We start from the raw sequence: 19,084 nt of genomic DNA on the forward strand, positions 1-19,084 counted from the left end.
ATCATTCCTCGTTTAGCATAGGTAGGTCTAAATTTTGTTCTTTAGCGCAGTTCTTTGCTATGTCGTATCCAGCATCAGCATGGCGCATTACACCCGTTGCAGGGTCGTTCCAAAGTACGCGAGCAATACGCTCTTTAGCTTCATTTGTACCATCGGCAACAATAACCACACCAGAGTGCTGACTAAACCCCATACCTACACCGCCACCATGATGAAGAGACACCCAAGTAGCGCCACTTGCTGTATTAAGCAGTGCATTGAGTAATGGCCAATCCGATACTGCATCTGAGCCATCTTTCATACTTTCTGTTTCGCGGTTAGGGCTGGCAACTGAGCCCGAGTCGAGGTGGTCACGACCAATAACGATAGGAGCTTTAAGTTCGCCATTTTTAACCATTTCGTTAAAGGCCAATGCAAGGCGTGCTCTATCTTTTAAACCTACCCAACAAATACGTGCAGGTAGCCCTTGAAATTGAATGCGTTCACGCGCCATATCAAGCCAATTATGTAAATGTGCATCATCAGGAATAAGCTCTTTTACTTTTGCATCGGTTTTATAAATATCTTCTGGATCGCCCGATAATGCTACCCATCTAAATGGGCCAATACCTTCACAAAATAAAGGGCGAATATAGGCGGGTACAAACCCAGGAAAATCAAACGCGTTGGTAACACCTTCATCAAACGCCATTTGACGAATATTATTTCCGTAATCAGTAGTGGCGGCACCCGCTTTTTGCAGCGCCAGCATGGCTCTAACTTGGACTGCCATTGATTGTTTAGCAGCTTTTACTACCGCTTTTGGATCTTGCTCACGCATTTTTGCTGCGTGCTCCATTGTCCAGTTTTGTGGTAAGTAACCATTTAATGGATCGTGAGCTGATGTTTGATCTGTGACTACATCAGGTGTAATACCTGTTTTAACCAGTGTACTAAATACATCGGCAGCGTTACCAAGTAAGCCAACTGATAGGGCTTCACCTTTTATGCACGCGTCGGTTATTAATTGCAGTGCGTGTTCAAGGTTCGTTGCTTTTACATCAACGTAGCCTGTTCTTATACGAAAATCGATACGGCTTTCATCACATTCAACAACTAGCGCACTAAACCCTGCCATTGTAGCGGCAAGTGGTTGCGCACCGCCCATACCACCAAGGCCACCCGTTAATACCCACTTGCCTTTAGCACTGCCTGAAAAATGTTGCTTTGCCATGGCTATAAAGGTCTCGTAAGTGCCTTGTACAATGCCTTGCGAGCCAATATAAATCCAAGAACCCGCTGTCATTTGTCCGTACATCATCAAGCCTTTTTTATCGAGCTCGTTAAAGTGCTCCCAATTCGCCCAGTGTGGAACAAGGTTTGAGTTGGCAATAAGTACACGAGGGGCATTACTGTGGGTTTTAAATACACCAACGGGTTTTCCTGATTGTACAAGCAGAGTTTCGTCGTTTTCGAGTCTATCGAGGGTTTCTATAATTTTGTCATAACTTGGCCAATCACGAGCTGCTCGGCCAATACCACCATATACAACAAGTGCATGAGGATGTTCTGCAACTTCAGGGTCTAGATTATTCATTAGCATGCGCTTAGCAGCTTCAGTTTGCCAGCTTTTAGCACTTATTTTATCGCCATGAGGTGCACGTATTACGCGACTTGTGTCGAGTCGGTTGTTCATGTTTTGCTCCTGTTGTATATACAAGGTGATTTGTTATAAAAAAAGCGCAGTAAGCGCTATTGTTTGTTATTTTTTAAATGTTAAGTGTCCACCTAAGCGATATTTACTGCCTGGTGATACAAGGCGCGCAAAGCTTACAATGCCGTTAATAGACCATGTGCGTCGAATAACTTGTAAGCATGGTTCTTCGTTATATAAATTTAACCATTGGCACATTTCGCTGTTTGGCATAATAGCCTCTACGGTATGCCTCGCTTGGGTAAGTGGTGCAACACTAGATAGATATTCATGAGGTGTAAGCGTGCTAAAGTCTTGTTGTAAGTAACCAGCCGCAAGTGCAGGGTTTACAAAACGCTCTTCTAGCTGCAAGGGGCTGTCGTTTTCGTTATGCACGAGTACACTTCGATATACAACACTGTCAATCTCAACACCAAGCGCAATGGCAATAGGTGCGACTGCATTTATTGATTCAAGTATGAGTACACTACAGGTGTAGTTGCCGTTACGCTCTTTTACTTCATCAGCAATGTTTTTTATTTCGAGTAACGATGACTGCGATTTAAATGTGGCTACAAATGTACCAAGCCCTTGGCTGCGGGTTAAAATACCTGCCTCGGTTAATTCGCTTAGTGCTCGGCGGGCTGTCATTCTGCTGACACTAAATTGACTACTTAGTTCGTTTTCAGAGGGAACACGTTGGTTTTCTTGCCACGTACCGCTGCGAATTTTATCAACAATGAATTGTTTTATTTGCGCAAATTTAGGTGTCGTCATTAAATTTATGGTTACATTAAAAATAAACGATATAAATAAGATGACACAATTACCTTGTATATACAAGGTGGGTTGTTAGACTATATTTTCATCACTCTGGGCGTAAAAAGGGCTGTAAAATGCAAAGCACAACAAAAAATTATGAGTTAGAAGAAATCGACTTACTTTTAACTGATGCCAATATTGCCACTATGGATAGCAATATAAATGCCCCTTATGGCGCAATCGAAAATGCTGCTATAGCTATTAAAAATGGTGAAATTGCGTGGATTGGAGAGCAATCAACGTTGCCCAGTTTTGATGTGTTTGCAACGCCGACATTGAGTATAAAAGGGCAGTGGTTAACGCCGGGCTTAATAGATTGTCATACACATTTAGTGTTTGCAGGTTCAAGATCGCAAGAATTTGAGCAGCGCTTGCAGGGTGTAAGTTATGAGCAAATCGCAGCACAAGGCGGTGGCATAGCAAGTACGGTTAAAGCCACAAGAGCAGCCGACCGTGAGCAATTGTTTGTTGATGCAAAAGATCGCTTAAATACGTTATTAAAAGAAGGTGTAACCACCGTTGAAATAAAGTCGGGCTATGGGCTAGATACTGAAAACGAGATAAAAATATTAGAAGTCGCTCGTTTATTAGGTGAACATCACCCTATTGATATTAAAACTACTTTTTTAGGGGCGCATGCTCTACCGCCTGAATACAAAGGCCGTGCTGATGAATATATTGATTTAGTGTGTACTGACATGCTTGATCAGGTAGTGGCTAATAATCTTGCTGATGCAGTCGATGTATTTTGTGAAAATGTAGGGTTTAGTTATTCGCAAACCAAACGTGTTTTCCAGGCGGCTAAAAAGCATAACCTCCCAGTAAAATGCCATGCTGAGCAGTTATCTAATCAACAGGGCGCTAAGCTGGTGGCGCAGTTTAATGGCCTTTCGGCGGATCATATTGAGCATCTCGATGAAGAGGGTGTAAAAGCCATGGCAGACGCTGGGACGGTCGCGGTGTTATTGCCAGGTGCATTTTATTTTTTAAGAGAAACTAAATTCCCACCTATTGAATTACTTAATCAATATAAAGTACCGATAGCTATTGCGAGTGATTTTAACCCAGGTACTTCACCGCTGTGCTCAGTGCACTTGATGATGAACATGGCATGCACATTGTTTAGATTAACACCTGAGCAAGCATTAGCTGGTGTTACTCGAAATGCAGCTAAAGCACTAGGGTTAGACGAGCGTGGTATTTTAAAGGTTGGCGCAAGAGCTGATATTGCGCATTGGCAAATAAGTCATCCATCACAATTAAGTTACCAATTTGGCGTAAATAAACTGCTAAATTTATGGATTTTGGGTAGAATTAACTAATTTGTATTATTTTTACCCACATATAACTTGGTTTAAACTTTTTTAGCGAATACGGATGCCGTTAATTTGAACATACTAACCGACAGTAATTTTCCAATATTTTTTAGTGGTGCACTATTGATGGCGATGATTGCCACTTTATTTGCCGTTAAAAATGCCAGTATTAAATTTAGCTATTTATGCACAGCAGCTGTTGGTTTGGCTATTTTGAGTACGGGCGCAGCTTGGCTTGCCATTTTACTTGCCTTTGGATTTTGTTTTCATTTATGGCAAGCCTTCGAGCGAAATAATTGGAGCATGATTATTACCAGCTCAATGGCTGGTCTTTTATTTGTTGTTCTATTTTCAGCTCATTTATTATTGGAAGTTCCGTTATTTTGGGTTGTGTTAGCGATATTATTATTAGCTATTGTTGGCTTTTTAAATGATGAAAGCGCTGAAATAGAAGTCGTGATAGAGCCAGAACCTACAGGTGATGCATTTATTGAAGAGTCTCCGCTTTCGGTTTTTGCAGATAGAAAACAGTTACGTCAAGGTTACTATGCATGGTGCGACAATAAGCAAGTAAGTGCAGCGTTAATCGTTATTCGTCTTGAAGGATTTGAGCAAGTTAACCAGCACATTGGACGTGACTTTGGCGATATACTTTTAGCACAATCGGCTAATCGAATAAAAGAACTGCTTTCAAGTGACGAAATAGTGACTTTAGTTGGGCAAGAAAAGCTAGCCCACTTAGGGGGCCTTAACTTTGCATTTATTTGTAGTTTTGCGAATCAAAAACATTTGCATGAGTTGGTTATTGAACAAATACTGGGTGCAACGCTTAAGCCATTTAATGTTGCTAACTGCACTGTAGAGGTAAAAGCGAGGGCGAGTTATGTTGATTGTAATGAGCAAGACAATAACTTTGATAATTTAATATCGTACGCATACCTAGCACTCGATAGCCACCCAAATCGCAAGGTTGTGCCTTATCATCAACAAATGATGATTGAACTGCGAGAGCAACAAGCGCGACTAAAAGAATTAGCAAATATTGATTTTTCGAGCGAATTAGAACTCTATTTTCAACCTATAATTTGCAACGAAAACGGTCAAATTGAGTTTTTAGAATTACTACTGCGTTGGCAGCATCCTAAGCAAGGAATTTTATCTGCTAATCGTTTTATTGACGACATAAGAATAGCAGGGCTTGGTTACCCGCTTGCTAAATTTGTAATGGAGAGAGCCGCTGAGCTTGCAATGGCGCTTAGAGTAGAAGGTATTTCCATACCGCTTAGCATTAACGTATTTGGCCCTGAAATGCTAAATGAAGAGTTTGTTGAATTTGTTGATGTTGTTATAAATGAGCATCACTTAGAGGCGGGAGACTTGATTGTTGAATGCCCTTTACATATTTTTGCTGGTTTAGATGACAAAGGTCGAGGCATGATCGCAAGGCTTAATAACATAGGCTTAAAAGTATGTGTGGATGGACTTGGTGATAACCCAGTACTACTTTCTAAGTTACCAAGTTTAGCGGTTGAGTATATTAAGGTTTCACCTTCACTTACCGCTGACTTTAGTAATCAAAACAATATACGCAGTTTAGTTGGTGGAATGGTTGATATGCATAGCCAACAAAAAACAAAAGTAATTTTTGAAGGAGTAGAAACACTTGAACAACTTAAGTTTGTAAAAAGCTTAAAAGGTTATGCTGCCCAAGGTTATTACTTTGGTCATCCGCTAAGTAGTATCGGTTTAATGAGCTGGCTAAAAGAGTGGCGATCGGTTCAACAACGTTAAGTGTTTTCTTTGGCTTGTAGGTAGCTATTTACAAGTGCACTAATCACTTGCCCTACATGGGCAGCACCGGCATCTAACCCGTTAGGATGCTGGCTAGGCGCTGCTTCACATAAGTGTAAGTACTTAGAGTAGCGATGGCTTGCAGCTAAATGCACAAAGTGCTCAGTGTCACTCACGCTAAATCCGCAATATGTATACGCACTAACTGGCATATAAGTAATACTATCTAAATCAACTTCAACACCCAGTGGTAAATCATTAAAATTACTTAGTGCATTTTCAATTGCCTGCGTTAGTGTGATTTTTCGCTTAACTTGTATAGATTGATAGCTATCAAACTTAAAGTTAGCTTCACTCATTGCATCTATAATTGCTTGATTATTTTTTAATTCATGTAAGCCAATAACATGGTAATTACTTAGATGTTGCTCGTTATACGCGTAGCGAAAACCATTACCACTATGGCGACCTTCACATTCTCTAAAATCGGCATGAGGGTCAAAATTGATAGCATTAACAGGCGTGTTTTTTGACTTACTTAGCGCGCGAATAATACCTAAGCAATTATTGTGACCTCCGCCAATGACGATTGGCTCAAGCCCTGCTTTAAAAATAAGGCTTAATACTGACTCTACGCGTTCATCAAGTTGTTGGCATAAATCTCGTAATTGAGTTAACTGCTGGGCTTGCTGATTATTAAGTTGGTTGCTTTGCGCCATTAAATCATCAGTATTTACTTCACCCAATAAAAGTACTTTTTGAGTGGCAATAAATTGATTATGAGGTTGGTTTAAAAAACGTTTTAAAAAAGCAGACCATGCTTCGTTTGCACCGCCATTTCCTAAATTTGCTTTTGGGCCAATATCTTCGCAAATACCAAGAAGTACGTAGCGAATGCCAAATTGAGCTGCGTCAATAAGTGCTTGTTGCAGGTTTACTTGAGTGTCAAGCAAGGCCATTGATTGCCATGCTTTTTTTTCATTTACGCGGCTAGAGCAAAGTGCTCTAACCGCGCTTTCATCATATACTTTTAAATGGGAGGTCACGTTATACTTCTACAACTTCCAATTCTAATTCTTCTGCAGATAAAACAATGCCAGTACTATCGGCATAAATAAAGTCATCATCAAAAAATGATACACCGGCAAAGTTAACGCCTATAGCATCCTCGCCAGCACCTTCACTGTCAGCTGCAACAGGAATGGAAGCAATTGCTTGAATGCCTAAATCAAGTTCTTCAAGCTCATCAACGTGGCGTACTGCGCCGTAAACAACAATACCATTCCAGTTGTTTTCAAGTGCAAGTTCGGCCAATTCAATATCAATAAGTGCACGGCGAGTTGAGCCACCACCGTCAATAAGAAGCACTAAGTCTGTACCGTCTTGAGAAAGTAATTCGCGGATCAGTTCATTATTTTCAAAACATTTAACCGTTTTAATGCGGCCACCAAAGCTGTGTCGACCACCAAAGTTGATGAACATTGGCTCTAGCACGTCAACCACATCAGCAAAGTGGTCACATAAATCAGAAGTGCTGTAATCCATTATTTTATCCTCAAAAGGTACATTAATTTATACCTCAGTATACCCTCCTTATAAGCAATAACAACGACTTAATCGCAGTAAATTTAGACAAAACAAGCGCTAAATCATTAATCGCAATAATAGTGTCTTAAAAGCGTCACTCAATTGTTATTTACAACACATAAGCTAAATCGGTGTTCATATATTATGCAATGAGGGGGAAGTGATGGATAACAATAATATGTTTAAAAGGGCAGCTCTGCTAGATGAGCAATTATTTTTAACTCTGTTTAATTGCAACTCACCGAAGTGGTTTAAAACAATTGCGTTTGGCTTATCTAAAAGCGGTGATGGTGGGCTTTACATACTTGTGTGTTTAGCGGTGTGGTGGCTTAGTAATAATGAGCAGCAACAATTATTACCTGTAACGATATTAGTTGGTTTTGCTATAGAAAGGCCCATTTATTTATTGGCCAAAAATAGATTTGCCCGTATCCGTCCATGCGACTGCTTAGTAACAAATGCTTACATAGTACCCAATGATAAATTTAGTTTGCCCTCGGGTCACAGCGCTGCAGCGTTCTTAGTTGCGATTATACTAAGTCACTTTTTCCCTGAATATATATGGCTACTACTTAGTTGGGCTGCTGGTGTGGCTATTTCTCGTGTTGTATTAGGCGTACATTTTCCTGCTGATATTATTATAGGTGCGATTATTGGCAGTGTTTGTGGCTTATTCGCATTAGCGCTTGTGGTACCTGTATGAAAATATTGTATGGAGTGCAGGGTACCGGTAATGGTCATATAACGCGAGCTAGGGTTATGGCAAGTTGCTTTAATAAACTTGGTATTGATGTTGATTATGTGTTTTCAGGGCGAGCAAATAAAGATTACTTTGATATGCACGAATTCTCAAATTATAAAGCGTATCGGGGCTTATCGTTTAGTACTGAAAATGGGCAAGTCAAAAATTTAAAAACACTTAAAAACATGCGAGTCTGTAAGCTGGTGAGTGATATAAAATCGCTTGATATAAAACAGTACGATTTTGTACTTAATGACTTTGAGCCAGTTACAGCATGGGCTGCAAAACGGGCCGATATACCCGTTATCGGTATTAGTCACCAAGCCGCATTTTTGTCAGAAAACGTACCTATATTTGGTCGTGGTGTACTTAGAAAATCGCTCATCAAGCATTATGCACCAGCATCTACCTACTTAGGCGTACACTGGAAGCCATTCGCAAATAATATAATCCCGCCTTTTATTGCTCATCATAATCATGAGAATCCTGTCGCGGTACTAAATAAGGTATTGGTATATTTACCGTTTGAAAACTTAGATAGCATTGTTGATTATTTAAAAGACTTTCCCGAAAAAGAATTTTATTGTTATCACCCAAATGCCTGCAATCAGTCTTTTGGACATATACATTTGCGACCACCCTCACGCTCTGGTTTTTTAAATGATTTAGCAAACACGAGTGGCATTATTGGTAATGCGGGGTTTGAGCTTGCCAGTGAAGCGCTTAAGTTAGGTAAGAAGTTACTATTAAAGCCTTTAGATGGGCAGTTTGAGCAAACCGCAAATGCACAAACTTTGTTTGCCATGGGCATGGCGCATGTTATGAACTATTTAAACCCGCAAGCCCTTGATGACTGGAATAGCGCCCCGCAAAATAAGCAAATAAATTACCCTAGCGATCCCGCGCCTTTAATTGATTGGTTGGTTAAACAACAGTGGAATAACACACAATCGTTACACAAAGGTTTGTGGGATAGTGTCGCTTTATAGCCATCATAATTAAGTAGCTTAGAATAACCAATAATAAAAAGTTAAATTAATGAGTCGCTTCTGAGCTATCAGCTATAATACAAATGCATATTTAAAAAAGGCGTTAGCGATGAATTTTTTACAAAACTTAACAATCAAACGACGTTTACAGTTAAACGCAGTCGTTGTTGGTTTAGCAATGGTGGTCCTTTTATGCGTAATAATTTATGAAGCGAGAACAACGTTAAGCTTAAATAAAACAATTCAGCTTGCTGAAGAGCTTAATATCCATGAATTAGAACTGCGTAAACATGAAAAAAACTTTCTTTTTTATAAACAAGAAGAAGCATTAGACTTATTTGAACAAGATTATAACCAGCTTAAAAGTAAAATTGCTAAGTTGAATGTAATTATGCAAGACCAGGGCATCGAAACCCAAAAAATAAGTAATCTCGATAATTTGGTAAGTGCTTATAACAATGACTTTATGAGTGTTGTTGTGCTACAAAAACGCATAGGGTTACACCCAAAAGATGGGTTGTATGGCGAACTAAGAAGTGGAGTACACGAGGTCGAAAGCTTGCTCAAAGAGCAAGATAATTACAAACTCTTATCTTCTATATTACAATTAAGACGGGCTGAAAAAGATTTTATGCTACGTTTTGATCTTAAGTATTTAACTCGATTTGATGAAGGGGTTGATACTTTAAAGCAGCAAATCGCTCAGGCTCAATTTGATACAGGATACACAGCTCAATTAAATGGCTTTTTAAATTCCTACCAAACGCAATTTCAAGCATTGGTCCAGGCACAGGTTGAATTGGGCTTAGATTTAAATTCAGGTGCACTTGGAAAAATGCGTAAAAGTGTTGAACAAAGTGATGCAATCGTTGCGCAGATACTATTAAGCACTAAGCAACAGGTAGATAAAAGCGTTGAACAGGCACAATTTTTAGCCATTCTTATTTTTGTGATTGCTGGCATTATTGTTTTAATGTTGGTTTATTTCACGAGCCGCTCGATTATTGTGCCTATAGAGCGGGTTTATCACACCATTAACGATATTCGTCGTAATAATGATTTAAGCGTGATGATAGAGCAAACAGGTAAAGACGAAATTACCACCATGACGGTCGACTTTAATAGTTTAATAGGCGATTTTAAAAACTTAATTAACGAAGTTAATGGTGCTTTAAATACGCTTAACATAGCAACAGAGCATTTATCAGAAAGTACCGCAGCAACAAGCTCCGGTATGCAAGAGCAATTACATGAAGCCGACATGGTTGCAACTGCAGCCACCGAAATGCAGGCGACGATTCAGGATATTTCACATAATACTGAAGCGGCTGCTAAAAAAGCAGAGTCAACAAACTTAAGTGCTCAACAAGGGCGCAGTGAAGTTGACTCTACCGTTAAGCACATTAGAGCCCTATCTGATTCGTTAGGGAATGCATCAAATGTAGTATCGCAACTTGAAAAAGATGGCGAAACAATTGGTTCAGTGCTTGATGTAATTCGGGGGATTGCAGATCAAACAAATTTACTCGCACTTAATGCGGCAATAGAAGCGGCACGTGCTGGTGAGTATGGTCGTGGTTTTGCTGTTGTTGCAGATGAGGTTCGTTCATTAGCGAAGCGTACTCAAGAGTCCACGAGTGAGATTGAAGGTATTATAAGTACCTTACAGCAGCGTACTCAAGAAGTGGTGAGTATTATGCATAAATGTCGTTCTCAAGGCGATGAAAGTGCCTCGCAAGCAATTAAAGCAGGTGAGTTATTAGGCGCAATTACTGAAGATGTACAAACAATAATGGAAATGAGCTCTCAAATAGCGGTTGCTATTGACGAGCAAAGCCAAGTGGCATCAGAGGTTAATAAAAATGTAGTAAGAATTCGCGATATTGCGCAAGATGCAACTGAACATGCTGCTAAAAACGCCCAAACTAGCGAAGAAGTATCTGAGCAAGCTAGAGTGTTATTTAGCGCTATTGATAAGTTTAAAGTGTAACTAACCTGAACTCTGGATAGTAAATATCTTAACCAGGGTTTAGGTTAACTAATCTAAAAATACCCACCTAAAGTTACCAATAAGGTTTAAGGAATAAACTTTATTGGTACACTGTTTTTGTTTTGTTCGTGCTCGGCTACGCGTGCCGAATATTCATCGCTCAACGTTTGTTGCTGCGCTTGTAGTTTTTCAAAGTAACTCCAACTGAACAGTCCGCTATTGTGACCATCATCGAAATCTAAACGCAGTGCATAATGCCCGACAGGTACTATGTTTTTTATACCTACAGATTGTTTATTAAGTACTAGCTTCATTGGACCAGAGCCATGGCCTTGCACTTCAGCAGAGGGAGAGTGAACGCGTAAAAATTCACAGCTAAAGACTGCTTGGCTATTGTCGTCAAAATAAACATCTAAATTTTTACTCACGCTGTGGTAATGCACTTTTGTAACGTGTTTCATTTTATATATCCCATTAAAAAGCCCCCAATCTGGAGGCTTTTAGTATAACGTTTATATTCGTTTTATAGAATGAAGCGGCTTAAGTCTTCATCTTCAACAAGTGCGCCTAGATGTTTTTCAACGTAAGCGGCGTCAATAACAAGTGATGAACCTGCTTTTTCAGAAGCATCGTATGAAATTTCTTCCATCAATCTTTCCATCACAGTATGCAAGCGACGAGCACCGATGTTTTCGGTTTTTTCGTTAACTTGCCACGCTGCCTTAGCAATACGCTCAATAGCATCATCACTAAACTCAATCGTTACTTGCTCAGTTTTAAGGAGCTCTCGTTGTTGCTCAGTAAGCGATGCATGTGGCTCTGTCAGGATACGTTTAAAGTCATTTGCAGTTAGTGGCTCAAGTTCTACTCGAATCGGTAAGCGACCTTGTAGCTCAGGTATCATGTCTGATGGTTTAGACATTTGGAACGCACCTGAGGCAATAAACAACATATGGTCAGTTTTAACCATACCGTGCTTAGTGTTTACTGTTGAGCCTTCAATTAGCGGTAGTAAGTCGCGCTGAACACCTTCTCGGCTCACATCAGGGCCTGAAGAATCACCACGTTTACAAATTTTGTCTATTTCATCAATAAACACAATACCGTTTTGCTCTACTGCAAAAATAGCTTGTTCTTTTAGCTCTTCAGGGTTTACTAATTTAGCGGCTTCTTCTTCCGTTAATAGTTTGAAGGCCTCTTTAATTTTTAACTTACGTTTAGTGCGTTTATCGCCGCCCATGTTTTGAAACATGCTTTGTAACTGGTTGGTCATATCTTCCATACCAGGAGGCGCCATAATTTCTACGTTTGATTGAGCTTGCGCTAATTCAATCTCGATTTCTTTATCATCTAATTGACCTTCACGTAATTTTTTACGAAATGTTTGGCGAGTAGATGAAGTATCGTCGCGTTGGCTTTCGCCATATTGATCTTTAACCGGTGGTAAAAGTGCATCTAAAATACGCTCTTCTGCAGCTTCTTCGGCGCGATGTTTAAACTTTTTAGTTTGCTGTTCGCGAGTCATTTTAATTGAAACATCAACGAGGTCACGTATGATCGTATCTACTTCTTTACCAACATAACCAACTTCAGTAAATTTAGTCGCTTCTACTTTAATGAATGGTGCGTTAGCAAGTTTTGCTAAACGGCGGGCAATTTCTGTTTTACCTACACCTGTTGGACCAATCATTAATATATTTTTTGGTGTTACTTCACTGCGTAAATCTTCATTTAATTGCATACGGCGCCAGCGATTACGAAGCGCAATAGCGACCGCTTTTTTAGCTTTAGCCTGACCTATAATGTGCTGATCTAGCTCGTGAACAATTTCTCTTGGGGTCATATCAGACATGATAGTTCCTATTATAATTCTTCGATTGTTTGGAAGTTATTAGTAAATACGCAGATGTTGCCTGCAATAGTTAAGCTTTTCTCTACTATTTCACGAGCGCTTAAATCTGTATTTTCTAAAAGGGCGGTTGCCGCTGATTGCGCAAAGTTACCACCACTACCAATTGCAATTAAATCGTTTTCTGGCTGAACCACATCGCCATTACCGGTAATAATTAAAGAGGCTGTTTCGTCTGCTACAGCGAGCAGCGCTTCGAGTTTTCGAAGTGCACGGTCGCTTCGCCAATCTTTAGCCATTTCTACTGCGGCTTTAGTTAGGTTACCTTGGTGCATTTCTAATTTGCTTTCAAAACGTTCGAAAAGAGTGAAGGCATCAGCAGTACCGCCGGCAAAACCAGCGATTACTTTGCCATTATAAAGACGTCGAACTTTGCGGGCGTTGCCCTTCATTACGGTGTTACCAAGTGAAACTTGGCCATCGCCGCCAATTACAACTTTGTCGCCGCGGCGAACACTTACGATAGTAGTCATGTTATTCCTCATCATCGAGCTACAGAGGCAACTCGTAAAAAACGATTATGATGAGGTTATATGGGTGAATGGTTTATTTTCAAGTCCAGCCCCAAATTCCGCAGCCGACTATTTTTACACGTTTAAGTTTGTTTTTATCGCTTTCGGCTTGGCGTTTGGTTTTGTAAGGGCCTAAACGTACTTTATACCAAGTACCATTGCTGCCTTCAGCCTGTTTTATCTCAGAAATGAGCCCTGCAAATGCGATTTTAGCTTTTAATGATTCAGCTTGTGCATGAGTTCTGAACGAACCGCATTGCATAACATAAGGACCTTTTTGCTCAAGTTCTTTTACTTCAACTTGAATCTCGTGGTTTCTAATTTCTTTAATAAATTCCGGTGTACGTGGAATAACAACTTCTACTTTTGCGGGTGCAGTTGGGTTAGCTTGTTTTTCGACAAGTTTTGGATCGGCATTACTTTTTATAAACCATAGTGTGTAGGCAAAACCACCTACAAGTAAGATGGCTATAACGGCTAAAAGAATAGGAAATGGTTTTTTAGCGGGTGCGTTTTTTTTACTGTTTCTGCCTGCAGGCTTTTTATTAATATAATCGTGCTGTGCCATGGTGTTATTTTGGCCTTAACCTAAATCATGTCTATAGGGTCTACGTCTAAGCTCCAGCGTACTTTTTGTGCAAGTTTACTGGTACTTAAATAATCAACCATTTGCGCAAGGTACTGATGTAATATGCGACGATCTTGCGCTTGAATATGCAATTGAAAACGATACATGCCTGCGACTCTTTCAAGTGGGGCAGGGATCGGACCGAGCAATTGTATACCAGATACCCCATTCACAGGAACCAAATCCGTCAAAAAATCGACGACTAGTTTAATACTATGTCCTTGTGCACGCACAATGGCCATATTTGTAATGGGCGGTAAGTCAGCATCATCGCGCTCACTAAGAGCAAAGCGGGCAAAGTCTTGGTAACCATTATTAACTAAGTCTTGCAAAAGAGGGTGTTCTGGAAAGTGTGTTTGTAATAACACTTGACCAGGTTCTCCTGAACGTCCAGCACGCCCCGCTACTTGGGTGACTAATTGCGCTAAATGCTCTGTCGCTCTGAAGTCGCATGAGTATAAGCCGCTATCTACATCTAAAATTATAACAAGGCTCACATCTGCAAAGTGATGGCCTTTGGCAAGCATTTGTGTGCCCACTAAAATGCGTGCGCCCCCTAGGTTTATTTCATCAAGTGCTTTTTCAAGGCTACCTTTTCGGCGAGTTGAATCGCGGTCTATACGAGTAACGGGTGTATCAGGGAACTCGGTCGATAAAAACTCTTCAATTTGCTCTGTGCCTTTACCGTTAGGAAATATTTGCGTACTTCCACAGTCAGGGCATTGGTGAGGGACAGGGTACTGGTCGCCACAGTGATGACAGATCATTTGCCCAATCGCTTTATGAAATGTAGCGCTGGTACTGCATCGTTTACACTCGCTCAACCAACCGCACTCATGGCAAATAAGGGTTGGTGAGAAACCTCGGCGATTTAAAAATACCATAACCTGTTTACCGCGATTTAAGTGCTGACGCATAGTAGCAAGGCTTGCATGTGCAATACCTGCTTGGTCGGGCTGACCTTTCATATCGAGTAACTTAAACTGATTGTCAGTCGCTGTTTGCGCACGCTCCGTTAAACTTAATAGCTGGTATTTGTTATTAATTGCTTTGTGAAGTGTTTCAAGCGCGGGTGTGGCGCTGCCTAATATAAGCGGAATTTTATGCTGAAAAGCTCTGTAAGCGGCTAAATCACGAGCATGGTAACGAAGGGTATCTTGTTGTTTAAATGACGAGTCGTGTTCTTCATCAACAACAATCATACCGAGTTTTAAAAATGGTAGAAAAATACTCGAACGCGTGCCAATAACTATCGCGCAACTGCCTTTTTCGCAAAAACGCCATGTTTGTAAACGTTCGTTGTCGGTAAGTGCTGAGTGCCAAAGCATAATGGGTGTATCAGGAAAGCGGCGGCGAAAACGGTTTACGGTTTGTGGTGTTAGGCCGATTTCGGGCACGAGTACGAGGGCTTGCTCGCCACGTTTGAGTACTTCTTCTAGGCACTGTAAATACACTTCGGTTTTACCGCTGCCCGTTACGCCTTCTAATAAGAAGCTGCTAAAGCCAGTACTTTGATTTATAGCTGTGCAAGCAACCGCTTGTTCTTTATTTAGTACTGGTTTACTACCGACGGTTGGAGCAACACTTTGCCATTGGTTATCGTGCTCAATAGTTTGTGTTATGAGTTCTTTATCTATTAAGCTATCTATTGTTTTTTTACTAAAGCCCAGTGCTTTTAACTCAGTTAATGATGACTTACCTGATTGCGATAACTGCTTTAATAGGTTGAGCTGTGTTTTAGCTTTTAACGACGGTACTTTTGCACCTTTTTCTGTCAGGGCAACCATATTAATACTGGTTTTATCAGGCGATTCACCTTGGCGAAGTGCACCAGGTAGCGCTATATGAATAGTTTCGCCTAATGGGTAGCAATAATAGCGGGCAGTAAAGCTAAGGAGTTCTAAATGCTGGGCACTTAAAATAGGGGCGTCGTCTATTACCTCTATAATATTTTTAATTTTATTTAAAGGGACGTCGGTACTGCTTTTAATACCCAAAACAACCGCTACTTTTTTTTGATTACCAAAAGGTACCAAAACCCGCATGCCAGGTAGTAAAGGAGTTGATAAGCCACTGAGCTGTTCTTCTATTTTATAATCAAAGGTGCGTGGAAGCGGGACTTTAATAGCAACTTCAACAAAACTCATAACAACTCAACCCGTAAAATTAATGCTGTAATGTACTAAAAATAACGCTAAAAACCTACTAGCAATAGCGCTTGAGACAGAGATTGTTCACTTTTTTGGCAAAAATATAAATAAATACTTGTGTGGGGGGAGGTTGTTGGATAAAATCCGCCACCAACAAATTTGTTTTAACGACGTATGGTGCCAAACTCCGGGTTTGGAGAGCGATGCGGCCTTAACTAGAGGTTCCTATGAAAGAAGGTATTCACCCTAAGTACGAAGTAATTTCTGCAACATGTTCATGTGGAAATAAATTCGAAACTAGCTCAACTCTTTGTAAAGACATTCACTTAGACGTATGTTCTGCGTGTCACCCGTTTTACACTGGTAAGCAAAAAGTTTTAGACACTGGCGGACGTGTTGATCGCTTCAACAAGCGCTTCGGTGCACTTGCCAGCAAGAAGTAATTATTGCTGTTTAGTTAAAAAAAGCACCTTAGGGTGCTTTTTTTGTGCCTAAAATTTGTTATTTATTATCTTATACCAACCTGCATAAATCTTTGAGCAATTTAACGAATTAAATTGCACTATAACGTCGTTAAAAAATTTTTATTTAGAACAACTAGATACAAAAATTTTAGCCTAGTTCTAGCGTAATTTTCTTAACGTTAAATAGACCCCATATATAAGCAGATTGGTATTATTTCGTTGATTTTGACTATCCCCTCCTTTTGCATAACTATTTCCTATTCTTATTCTGAGTATGCATAATCCTTTACAGACAAATCGATAGATATTCTCTATATTTTAAATAGTACAATTTTTAACTAGGTTGATAAAAGTAGCTAACGTGGGCTTATCTGTTTTTAAAGTAGGGTAGTAGGCTGTTATTCTAAGTTTATGCTGATACTTTAAGTATACATTTTATAAGATTTTGATAGGCATAAAAGCACCTTAAAACTTACTTTTTAGGTGAATTTTTATTTATTAAATGTTGATATAATCCTGCAAAGTTACTGAAAAACCTCTTAAAATTATAGGATATAGCATATAACAGGATAGACCTGATATTGCTTGGAATTTAAAAATAATAAGGGTATCGTACCCCAAGACTCCATCTCTCACTTTAACTTAAATTGCAGGATACAATCGCGTTATGTCTGACTTTCGTGAACAAGCACTACATTACCACTCACATCCCGTACCAGGTAAAATTAGCATTGAGCTTACAAAACCAGCTGAAACGGCTCATGATCTTGCACTTGCGTATAGCCCAGGTGTTGCCGAACCTGTACGTGAAATAGCTGCAGATCCTGCAAATGCTTATAAATATACTGGTAAAGGTAACATGGTTGCGGTTATTACTAATGGTACTGCAATTCTAGGCCTTGGTAATTTAGGTCCTTTAGCGTCTAAGCCTGTAATGGAAGGTAAAGCGTTATTGTTTAAACGTTTTGCAGGGCTTGATTCTATCGATATTGAAGTTAAGCACAAAACAACAGAAGACTTTATTAATACGGTTGCCAACATTGCCGACACATTCGGTGGTATTAACCTTGAAGATATTAAAGCACCAGAGTGTTTTGAAATTGAAAAAGCATTAATAGAGCGTTGTAGCATTCCTGTTTTTCATGACGATCAACACGGTACTGCCATTGTAACGGCTGCTGGTATGTTAAATGCGCTAGAAGTACAAGGTAAGTCAATTGAAGATGCAATTATTGTATGTTTAGGTGCAGGCGCTGCCGCTGTTGCGTGTATGGAGCTGTTAATTAAGTGTGGTGCACTGCGTGAACACATTTATATGCTTGACCGCAAAGGTGTTATTCATACCCGCCGCGATGACTTAAATGAATATAAACAGCTTTTTGCTAACAATACCGATAAGCGTACATTGCAAGATGTAATTGCAGATGCGGATGTATTTGTGGGTGTTTCTGGTCCTAACTTATTAGCGGCTGAAGATTTAAAGCTAATGGCTGCAAAACCAGTTGTGTTTGCATGTTCAAACCCAGATCCTGAGATTGATCCTGCACTTGCGCACGGCGCACGCAACGATTTAATCATGGCAACAGGGCGCTCTGATTACCCTAACCAAGTTAATAATGTTTTATGTTTCCCGTTTATTTTCCGTGGTGCGCTTGATGTACGTGCAAGCGCTATTAACGATGAAATGAAAATTGCTGCAGTAGATGCTATTCGAAGTATTGCCAAAGAGCCAGTACCTGCAGAAGTTTTAAAAGCCGCTGGTGTAGATAAACTAGAATTTGGTGCGCAGTATATTATTCCAAAACCAATGGATCCACGTTTACTGCCGCGTATAGCAAGAGCTGTTGCACTTGCTGCTATTGAGTCAGGTGTTGCACAAATTGAGCTACCTGAAAACTATATGCAGTAAATCTATACAGTAGAGCTATGCAATAAAATTTAGACATAAAAAAACCTCAGTAATTACTGAGGTTTTTTTGTCTATGTAATATTTATTCTTCGTTTAAAACGGGTACTTCTAGACCCATTTCTTGCATTATTTTTTTAACTTCTTCTGGCACTTTTTCGGCGTTATCTTTACGTAAGTCATCGTCATTTGGTAAAGGTTGGCCAGTAAAAGCATGCAAAAATGCCTCACATAGCAATTCACTATTTGTAGCATGGCGAAGGTTATTGATTTGACGACGTGTACGTTCGTCAGTTAATACCTTTAATACATTTAGCGGGATCGAAACGGTGATCTTTTTAACTTGCTCTGATTTTTTACCGTGTTCTGCGTATGGGTGAATATACTCACCATTCCATTTAGCCATAAGATGTATCGTTGCCTCAGATTATTAATTTCTCACACGGTATAAAAAGCGTGTAAATATGCGTGAAATTCTATCGATTTAAAAAAGATAGTCAAATAATAGATACCGATCTATCTTAATAAGCCTATTGTAGGTGTAAAGATAAGCACACTTTTGTGAGCTAAAATGTGTTATTCGCAGAGGCCCCTTCTACTTTTAGC

Annotated in this window: 17 protein-coding genes; 7 read left to right on the forward strand and 10 right to left on the reverse strand. The window is 39.8% G+C overall.

Annotated features, from left to right (window positions below; all coding sequences use genetic code 11):
* Nucleotide 1: 1 nt before the first annotated feature.
* Together hutU and hutC are read right to left on the reverse strand one after the other, a co-directional pair.
* The gene (hutU, locus tag AAEY68_RS06365) at nucleotides 2-1,675 is read right to left on the reverse strand and encodes a urocanate hydratase (protein ID WP_350585694.1); all 1,674 of its coding nucleotides are present in this window, start codon (nucleotides 1,673-1,675) and stop codon (nucleotides 2-4) included.
* 66 nt (nucleotides 1,676-1,741) lie between these two features.
* A complete protein-coding gene (gene hutC, locus AAEY68_RS06370; RefSeq protein WP_007582045.1) occupies nucleotides 1,742-2,449 on the reverse strand; it encodes a histidine utilization transcriptional repressor HutC in 708 nt (235 codons plus the stop codon).
* A gap of 119 nt (nucleotides 2,450-2,568) precedes the next feature.
* Between hutC and hutI the strand changes: the two genes are divergently transcribed.
* Both hutI and AAEY68_RS06380 read left to right on the forward strand, forming a co-directional pair.
* On the forward strand, nucleotides 2,569-3,816 hold the full coding sequence (hutI, locus tag AAEY68_RS06375; protein WP_350585695.1) for an imidazolonepropionase: 1,248 nt from the start codon (nucleotides 2,569-2,571) through the stop codon (nucleotides 3,814-3,816).
* Nucleotides 3,817-3,936: 120 nt separating this feature from the next.
* On the forward strand, nucleotides 3,937-5,601 hold the full coding sequence (locus AAEY68_RS06380; protein ID WP_024589898.1) for a bifunctional diguanylate cyclase/phosphodiesterase: 1,665 nt from the start codon (nucleotides 3,937-3,939) through the stop codon (nucleotides 5,599-5,601).
* Here AAEY68_RS06380 and AAEY68_RS06385 read toward each other — a convergent pair.
* Together AAEY68_RS06385 and rraA are read right to left on the reverse strand one after the other, a co-directional pair.
* Nucleotides 5,598-6,647 (reverse strand): formimidoylglutamase, encoded by a 1,050-nt coding sequence (locus AAEY68_RS06385; protein WP_101217275.1) that lies wholly within the window; start codon nucleotides 6,645-6,647, stop codon nucleotides 5,598-5,600. The genes AAEY68_RS06380 and AAEY68_RS06385 overlap by 4 nt on opposite strands.
* Nucleotide 6,648: 1 nt before the next feature.
* On the reverse strand, nucleotides 6,649-7,146 hold the full coding sequence (gene rraA / locus AAEY68_RS06390; protein WP_002959955.1) for a ribonuclease E activity regulator RraA: 498 nt from the start codon (nucleotides 7,144-7,146) through the stop codon (nucleotides 6,649-6,651).
* Nucleotides 7,147-7,351: 205 nt separating this feature from the next.
* On the opposite strand from rraA, the gene AAEY68_RS06395 reads away from it, so the two are divergent.
* From AAEY68_RS06395 to AAEY68_RS06405, 3 genes are all read left to right on the forward strand, one after another.
* A complete protein-coding gene (locus tag AAEY68_RS06395; RefSeq protein ID WP_290294630.1) occupies nucleotides 7,352-7,891 on the forward strand; it encodes a phosphatase PAP2 family protein in 540 nt (179 codons plus the stop codon).
* Nucleotides 7,888-8,919: an MJ1255/VC2487 family glycosyltransferase gene (locus AAEY68_RS06400; RefSeq protein ID WP_350585696.1), complete on the forward strand. Its 1,032-nt coding sequence runs from the start codon at nucleotides 7,888-7,890 to the stop codon at nucleotides 8,917-8,919. The genes AAEY68_RS06395 and AAEY68_RS06400 overlap by 4 nt, the downstream gene beginning before the upstream one ends.
* Nucleotides 8,920-9,028: 109 nt before the next feature.
* Nucleotides 9,029-10,909, forward strand: a complete 1,881-nt coding sequence (locus AAEY68_RS06405; protein ID WP_350585697.1) for a methyl-accepting chemotaxis protein — start codon at nucleotides 9,029-9,031, stop codon at nucleotides 10,907-10,909.
* A gap of 86 nt (nucleotides 10,910-10,995) precedes the next feature.
* Here the strand turns inward: AAEY68_RS06405 and AAEY68_RS06410 are convergent, their stop codons facing one another.
* The 5 genes from AAEY68_RS06410 to priA form a co-directional block, all read right to left on the reverse strand.
* The gene (locus AAEY68_RS06410) at nucleotides 10,996-11,370 is read right to left on the reverse strand and encodes a gamma-butyrobetaine hydroxylase family protein (RefSeq protein ID WP_007582033.1); all 375 of its coding nucleotides are present in this window, start codon (nucleotides 11,368-11,370) and stop codon (nucleotides 10,996-10,998) included.
* Between the two features lie 62 nt (nucleotides 11,371-11,432).
* Nucleotides 11,433-12,761 carry an ATP-dependent protease ATPase subunit HslU gene (hslU, locus tag AAEY68_RS06415; RefSeq protein ID WP_024594430.1) on the reverse strand — a complete coding sequence of 443 codons (1,329 nt, stop codon included), beginning with the start codon at nucleotides 12,759-12,761 and terminating at the stop codon, nucleotides 11,433-11,435.
* 11 nt (nucleotides 12,762-12,772) lie between these two features.
* On the reverse strand, nucleotides 12,773-13,291 hold the full coding sequence (hslV, locus tag AAEY68_RS06420; RefSeq protein WP_002958366.1) for an ATP-dependent protease subunit HslV: 519 nt from the start codon (nucleotides 13,289-13,291) through the stop codon (nucleotides 12,773-12,775).
* 79 nt (nucleotides 13,292-13,370) lie between these two features.
* Entirely contained in the window at nucleotides 13,371-13,898 is a 528-nt protein-coding gene (locus AAEY68_RS06425) for an SPOR domain-containing protein (RefSeq protein ID WP_007582031.1), read from the reverse strand.
* A 20-nt stretch (nucleotides 13,899-13,918) separates the two neighbouring features.
* Nucleotides 13,919-16,105 (reverse strand): primosomal protein N', encoded by a 2,187-nt coding sequence (priA, locus tag AAEY68_RS06430; protein ID WP_024594431.1) that lies wholly within the window; start codon nucleotides 16,103-16,105, stop codon nucleotides 13,919-13,921.
* Between the two features lie 230 nt (nucleotides 16,106-16,335).
* Between priA and rpmE the strand changes: the two genes are divergently transcribed.
* Together rpmE and AAEY68_RS06440 are read left to right on the forward strand one after the other, a co-directional pair.
* The gene (rpmE, locus tag AAEY68_RS06435; protein WP_007582029.1) at nucleotides 16,336-16,551 is read left to right on the forward strand and encodes a 50S ribosomal protein L31; all 216 of its coding nucleotides are present in this window, start codon (nucleotides 16,336-16,338) and stop codon (nucleotides 16,549-16,551) included.
* Between the two features lie 688 nt (nucleotides 16,552-17,239).
* Nucleotides 17,240-18,481: a malic enzyme-like NAD(P)-binding protein gene (locus tag AAEY68_RS06440; protein WP_007582028.1), complete on the forward strand. Its 1,242-nt coding sequence runs from the start codon at nucleotides 17,240-17,242 to the stop codon at nucleotides 18,479-18,481.
* An 82-nt stretch (nucleotides 18,482-18,563) separates the two neighbouring features.
* Here AAEY68_RS06440 and metJ read toward each other — a convergent pair whose 3' ends face one another.
* Entirely contained in the window at nucleotides 18,564-18,884 is a 321-nt protein-coding gene (gene metJ / locus AAEY68_RS06445; protein WP_007586263.1) for a met regulon transcriptional regulator MetJ, read from the reverse strand.
* Between the last annotated feature and the right edge of the window lie 200 nt (nucleotides 18,885-19,084).

The organism is Pseudoalteromonas sp. RB2-MNA-CIBAN-0110 (assembly GCF_040309305.1).
GTDB classification, from domain to species: domain Bacteria; phylum Pseudomonadota; class Gammaproteobacteria; order Enterobacterales; family Alteromonadaceae; genus Pseudoalteromonas; species Pseudoalteromonas arctica.

Bases quoted from the DNA above. Each gene is read 5' to 3' on its own strand.
- AAEY68_RS06410 (WP_007582033.1), bottom strand. From the start codon at position 11,370: ATGAAACACGTTACAAAAGTGCATTACCACAGCGTGAGTAAAAATTTA.
- AAEY68_RS06400 (WP_350585696.1), top strand. From the start codon at position 7,888: ATGAAAATATTGTATGGAGTGCAGGGTACCGGTAATGGTCATATAACG.
- metJ (WP_007586263.1), bottom strand. From the start codon at position 18,884: ATGGCTAAATGGAATGGTGAGTATATTCACCCATACGCAGAACACGGT.
- rraA (WP_002959955.1), bottom strand. From the start codon at position 7,146: ATGGATTACAGCACTTCTGATTTATGTGACCACTTTGCTGATGTGGTT.
- priA (WP_024594431.1), bottom strand. From the start codon at position 16,105: ATGAGTTTTGTTGAAGTTGCTATTAAAGTCCCGCTTCCACGCACCTTT.
- AAEY68_RS06405 (WP_350585697.1), top strand. From the start codon at position 9,029: ATGAATTTTTTACAAAACTTAACAATCAAACGACGTTTACAGTTAAAC.
- hutC (WP_007582045.1), bottom strand. From the start codon at position 2,449: ATGACGACACCTAAATTTGCGCAAATAAAACAATTCATTGTTGATAAA.
- rpmE (WP_007582029.1), top strand. From the start codon at position 16,336: ATGAAAGAAGGTATTCACCCTAAGTACGAAGTAATTTCTGCAACATGT.
- AAEY68_RS06425 (WP_007582031.1), bottom strand. From the start codon at position 13,898: ATGGCACAGCACGATTATATTAATAAAAAGCCTGCAGGCAGAAACAGT.
- AAEY68_RS06440 (WP_007582028.1), top strand. From the start codon at position 17,240: ATGTCTGACTTTCGTGAACAAGCACTACATTACCACTCACATCCCGTA.
- AAEY68_RS06395 (WP_290294630.1), top strand. From the start codon at position 7,352: ATGGATAACAATAATATGTTTAAAAGGGCAGCTCTGCTAGATGAGCAA.
- hutU (WP_350585694.1), bottom strand. From the start codon at position 1,675: ATGAACAACCGACTCGACACAAGTCGCGTAATACGTGCACCTCATGGC.
- hutI (WP_350585695.1), top strand. From the start codon at position 2,569: ATGCAAAGCACAACAAAAAATTATGAGTTAGAAGAAATCGACTTACTT.
- hslU (WP_024594430.1), bottom strand. From the start codon at position 12,761: ATGTCTGATATGACCCCAAGAGAAATTGTTCACGAGCTAGATCAGCAC.
- AAEY68_RS06380 (WP_024589898.1), top strand. From the start codon at position 3,937: ATGGCGATGATTGCCACTTTATTTGCCGTTAAAAATGCCAGTATTAAA.
- hslV (WP_002958366.1), bottom strand. From the start codon at position 13,291: ATGACTACTATCGTAAGTGTTCGCCGCGGCGACAAAGTTGTAATTGGC.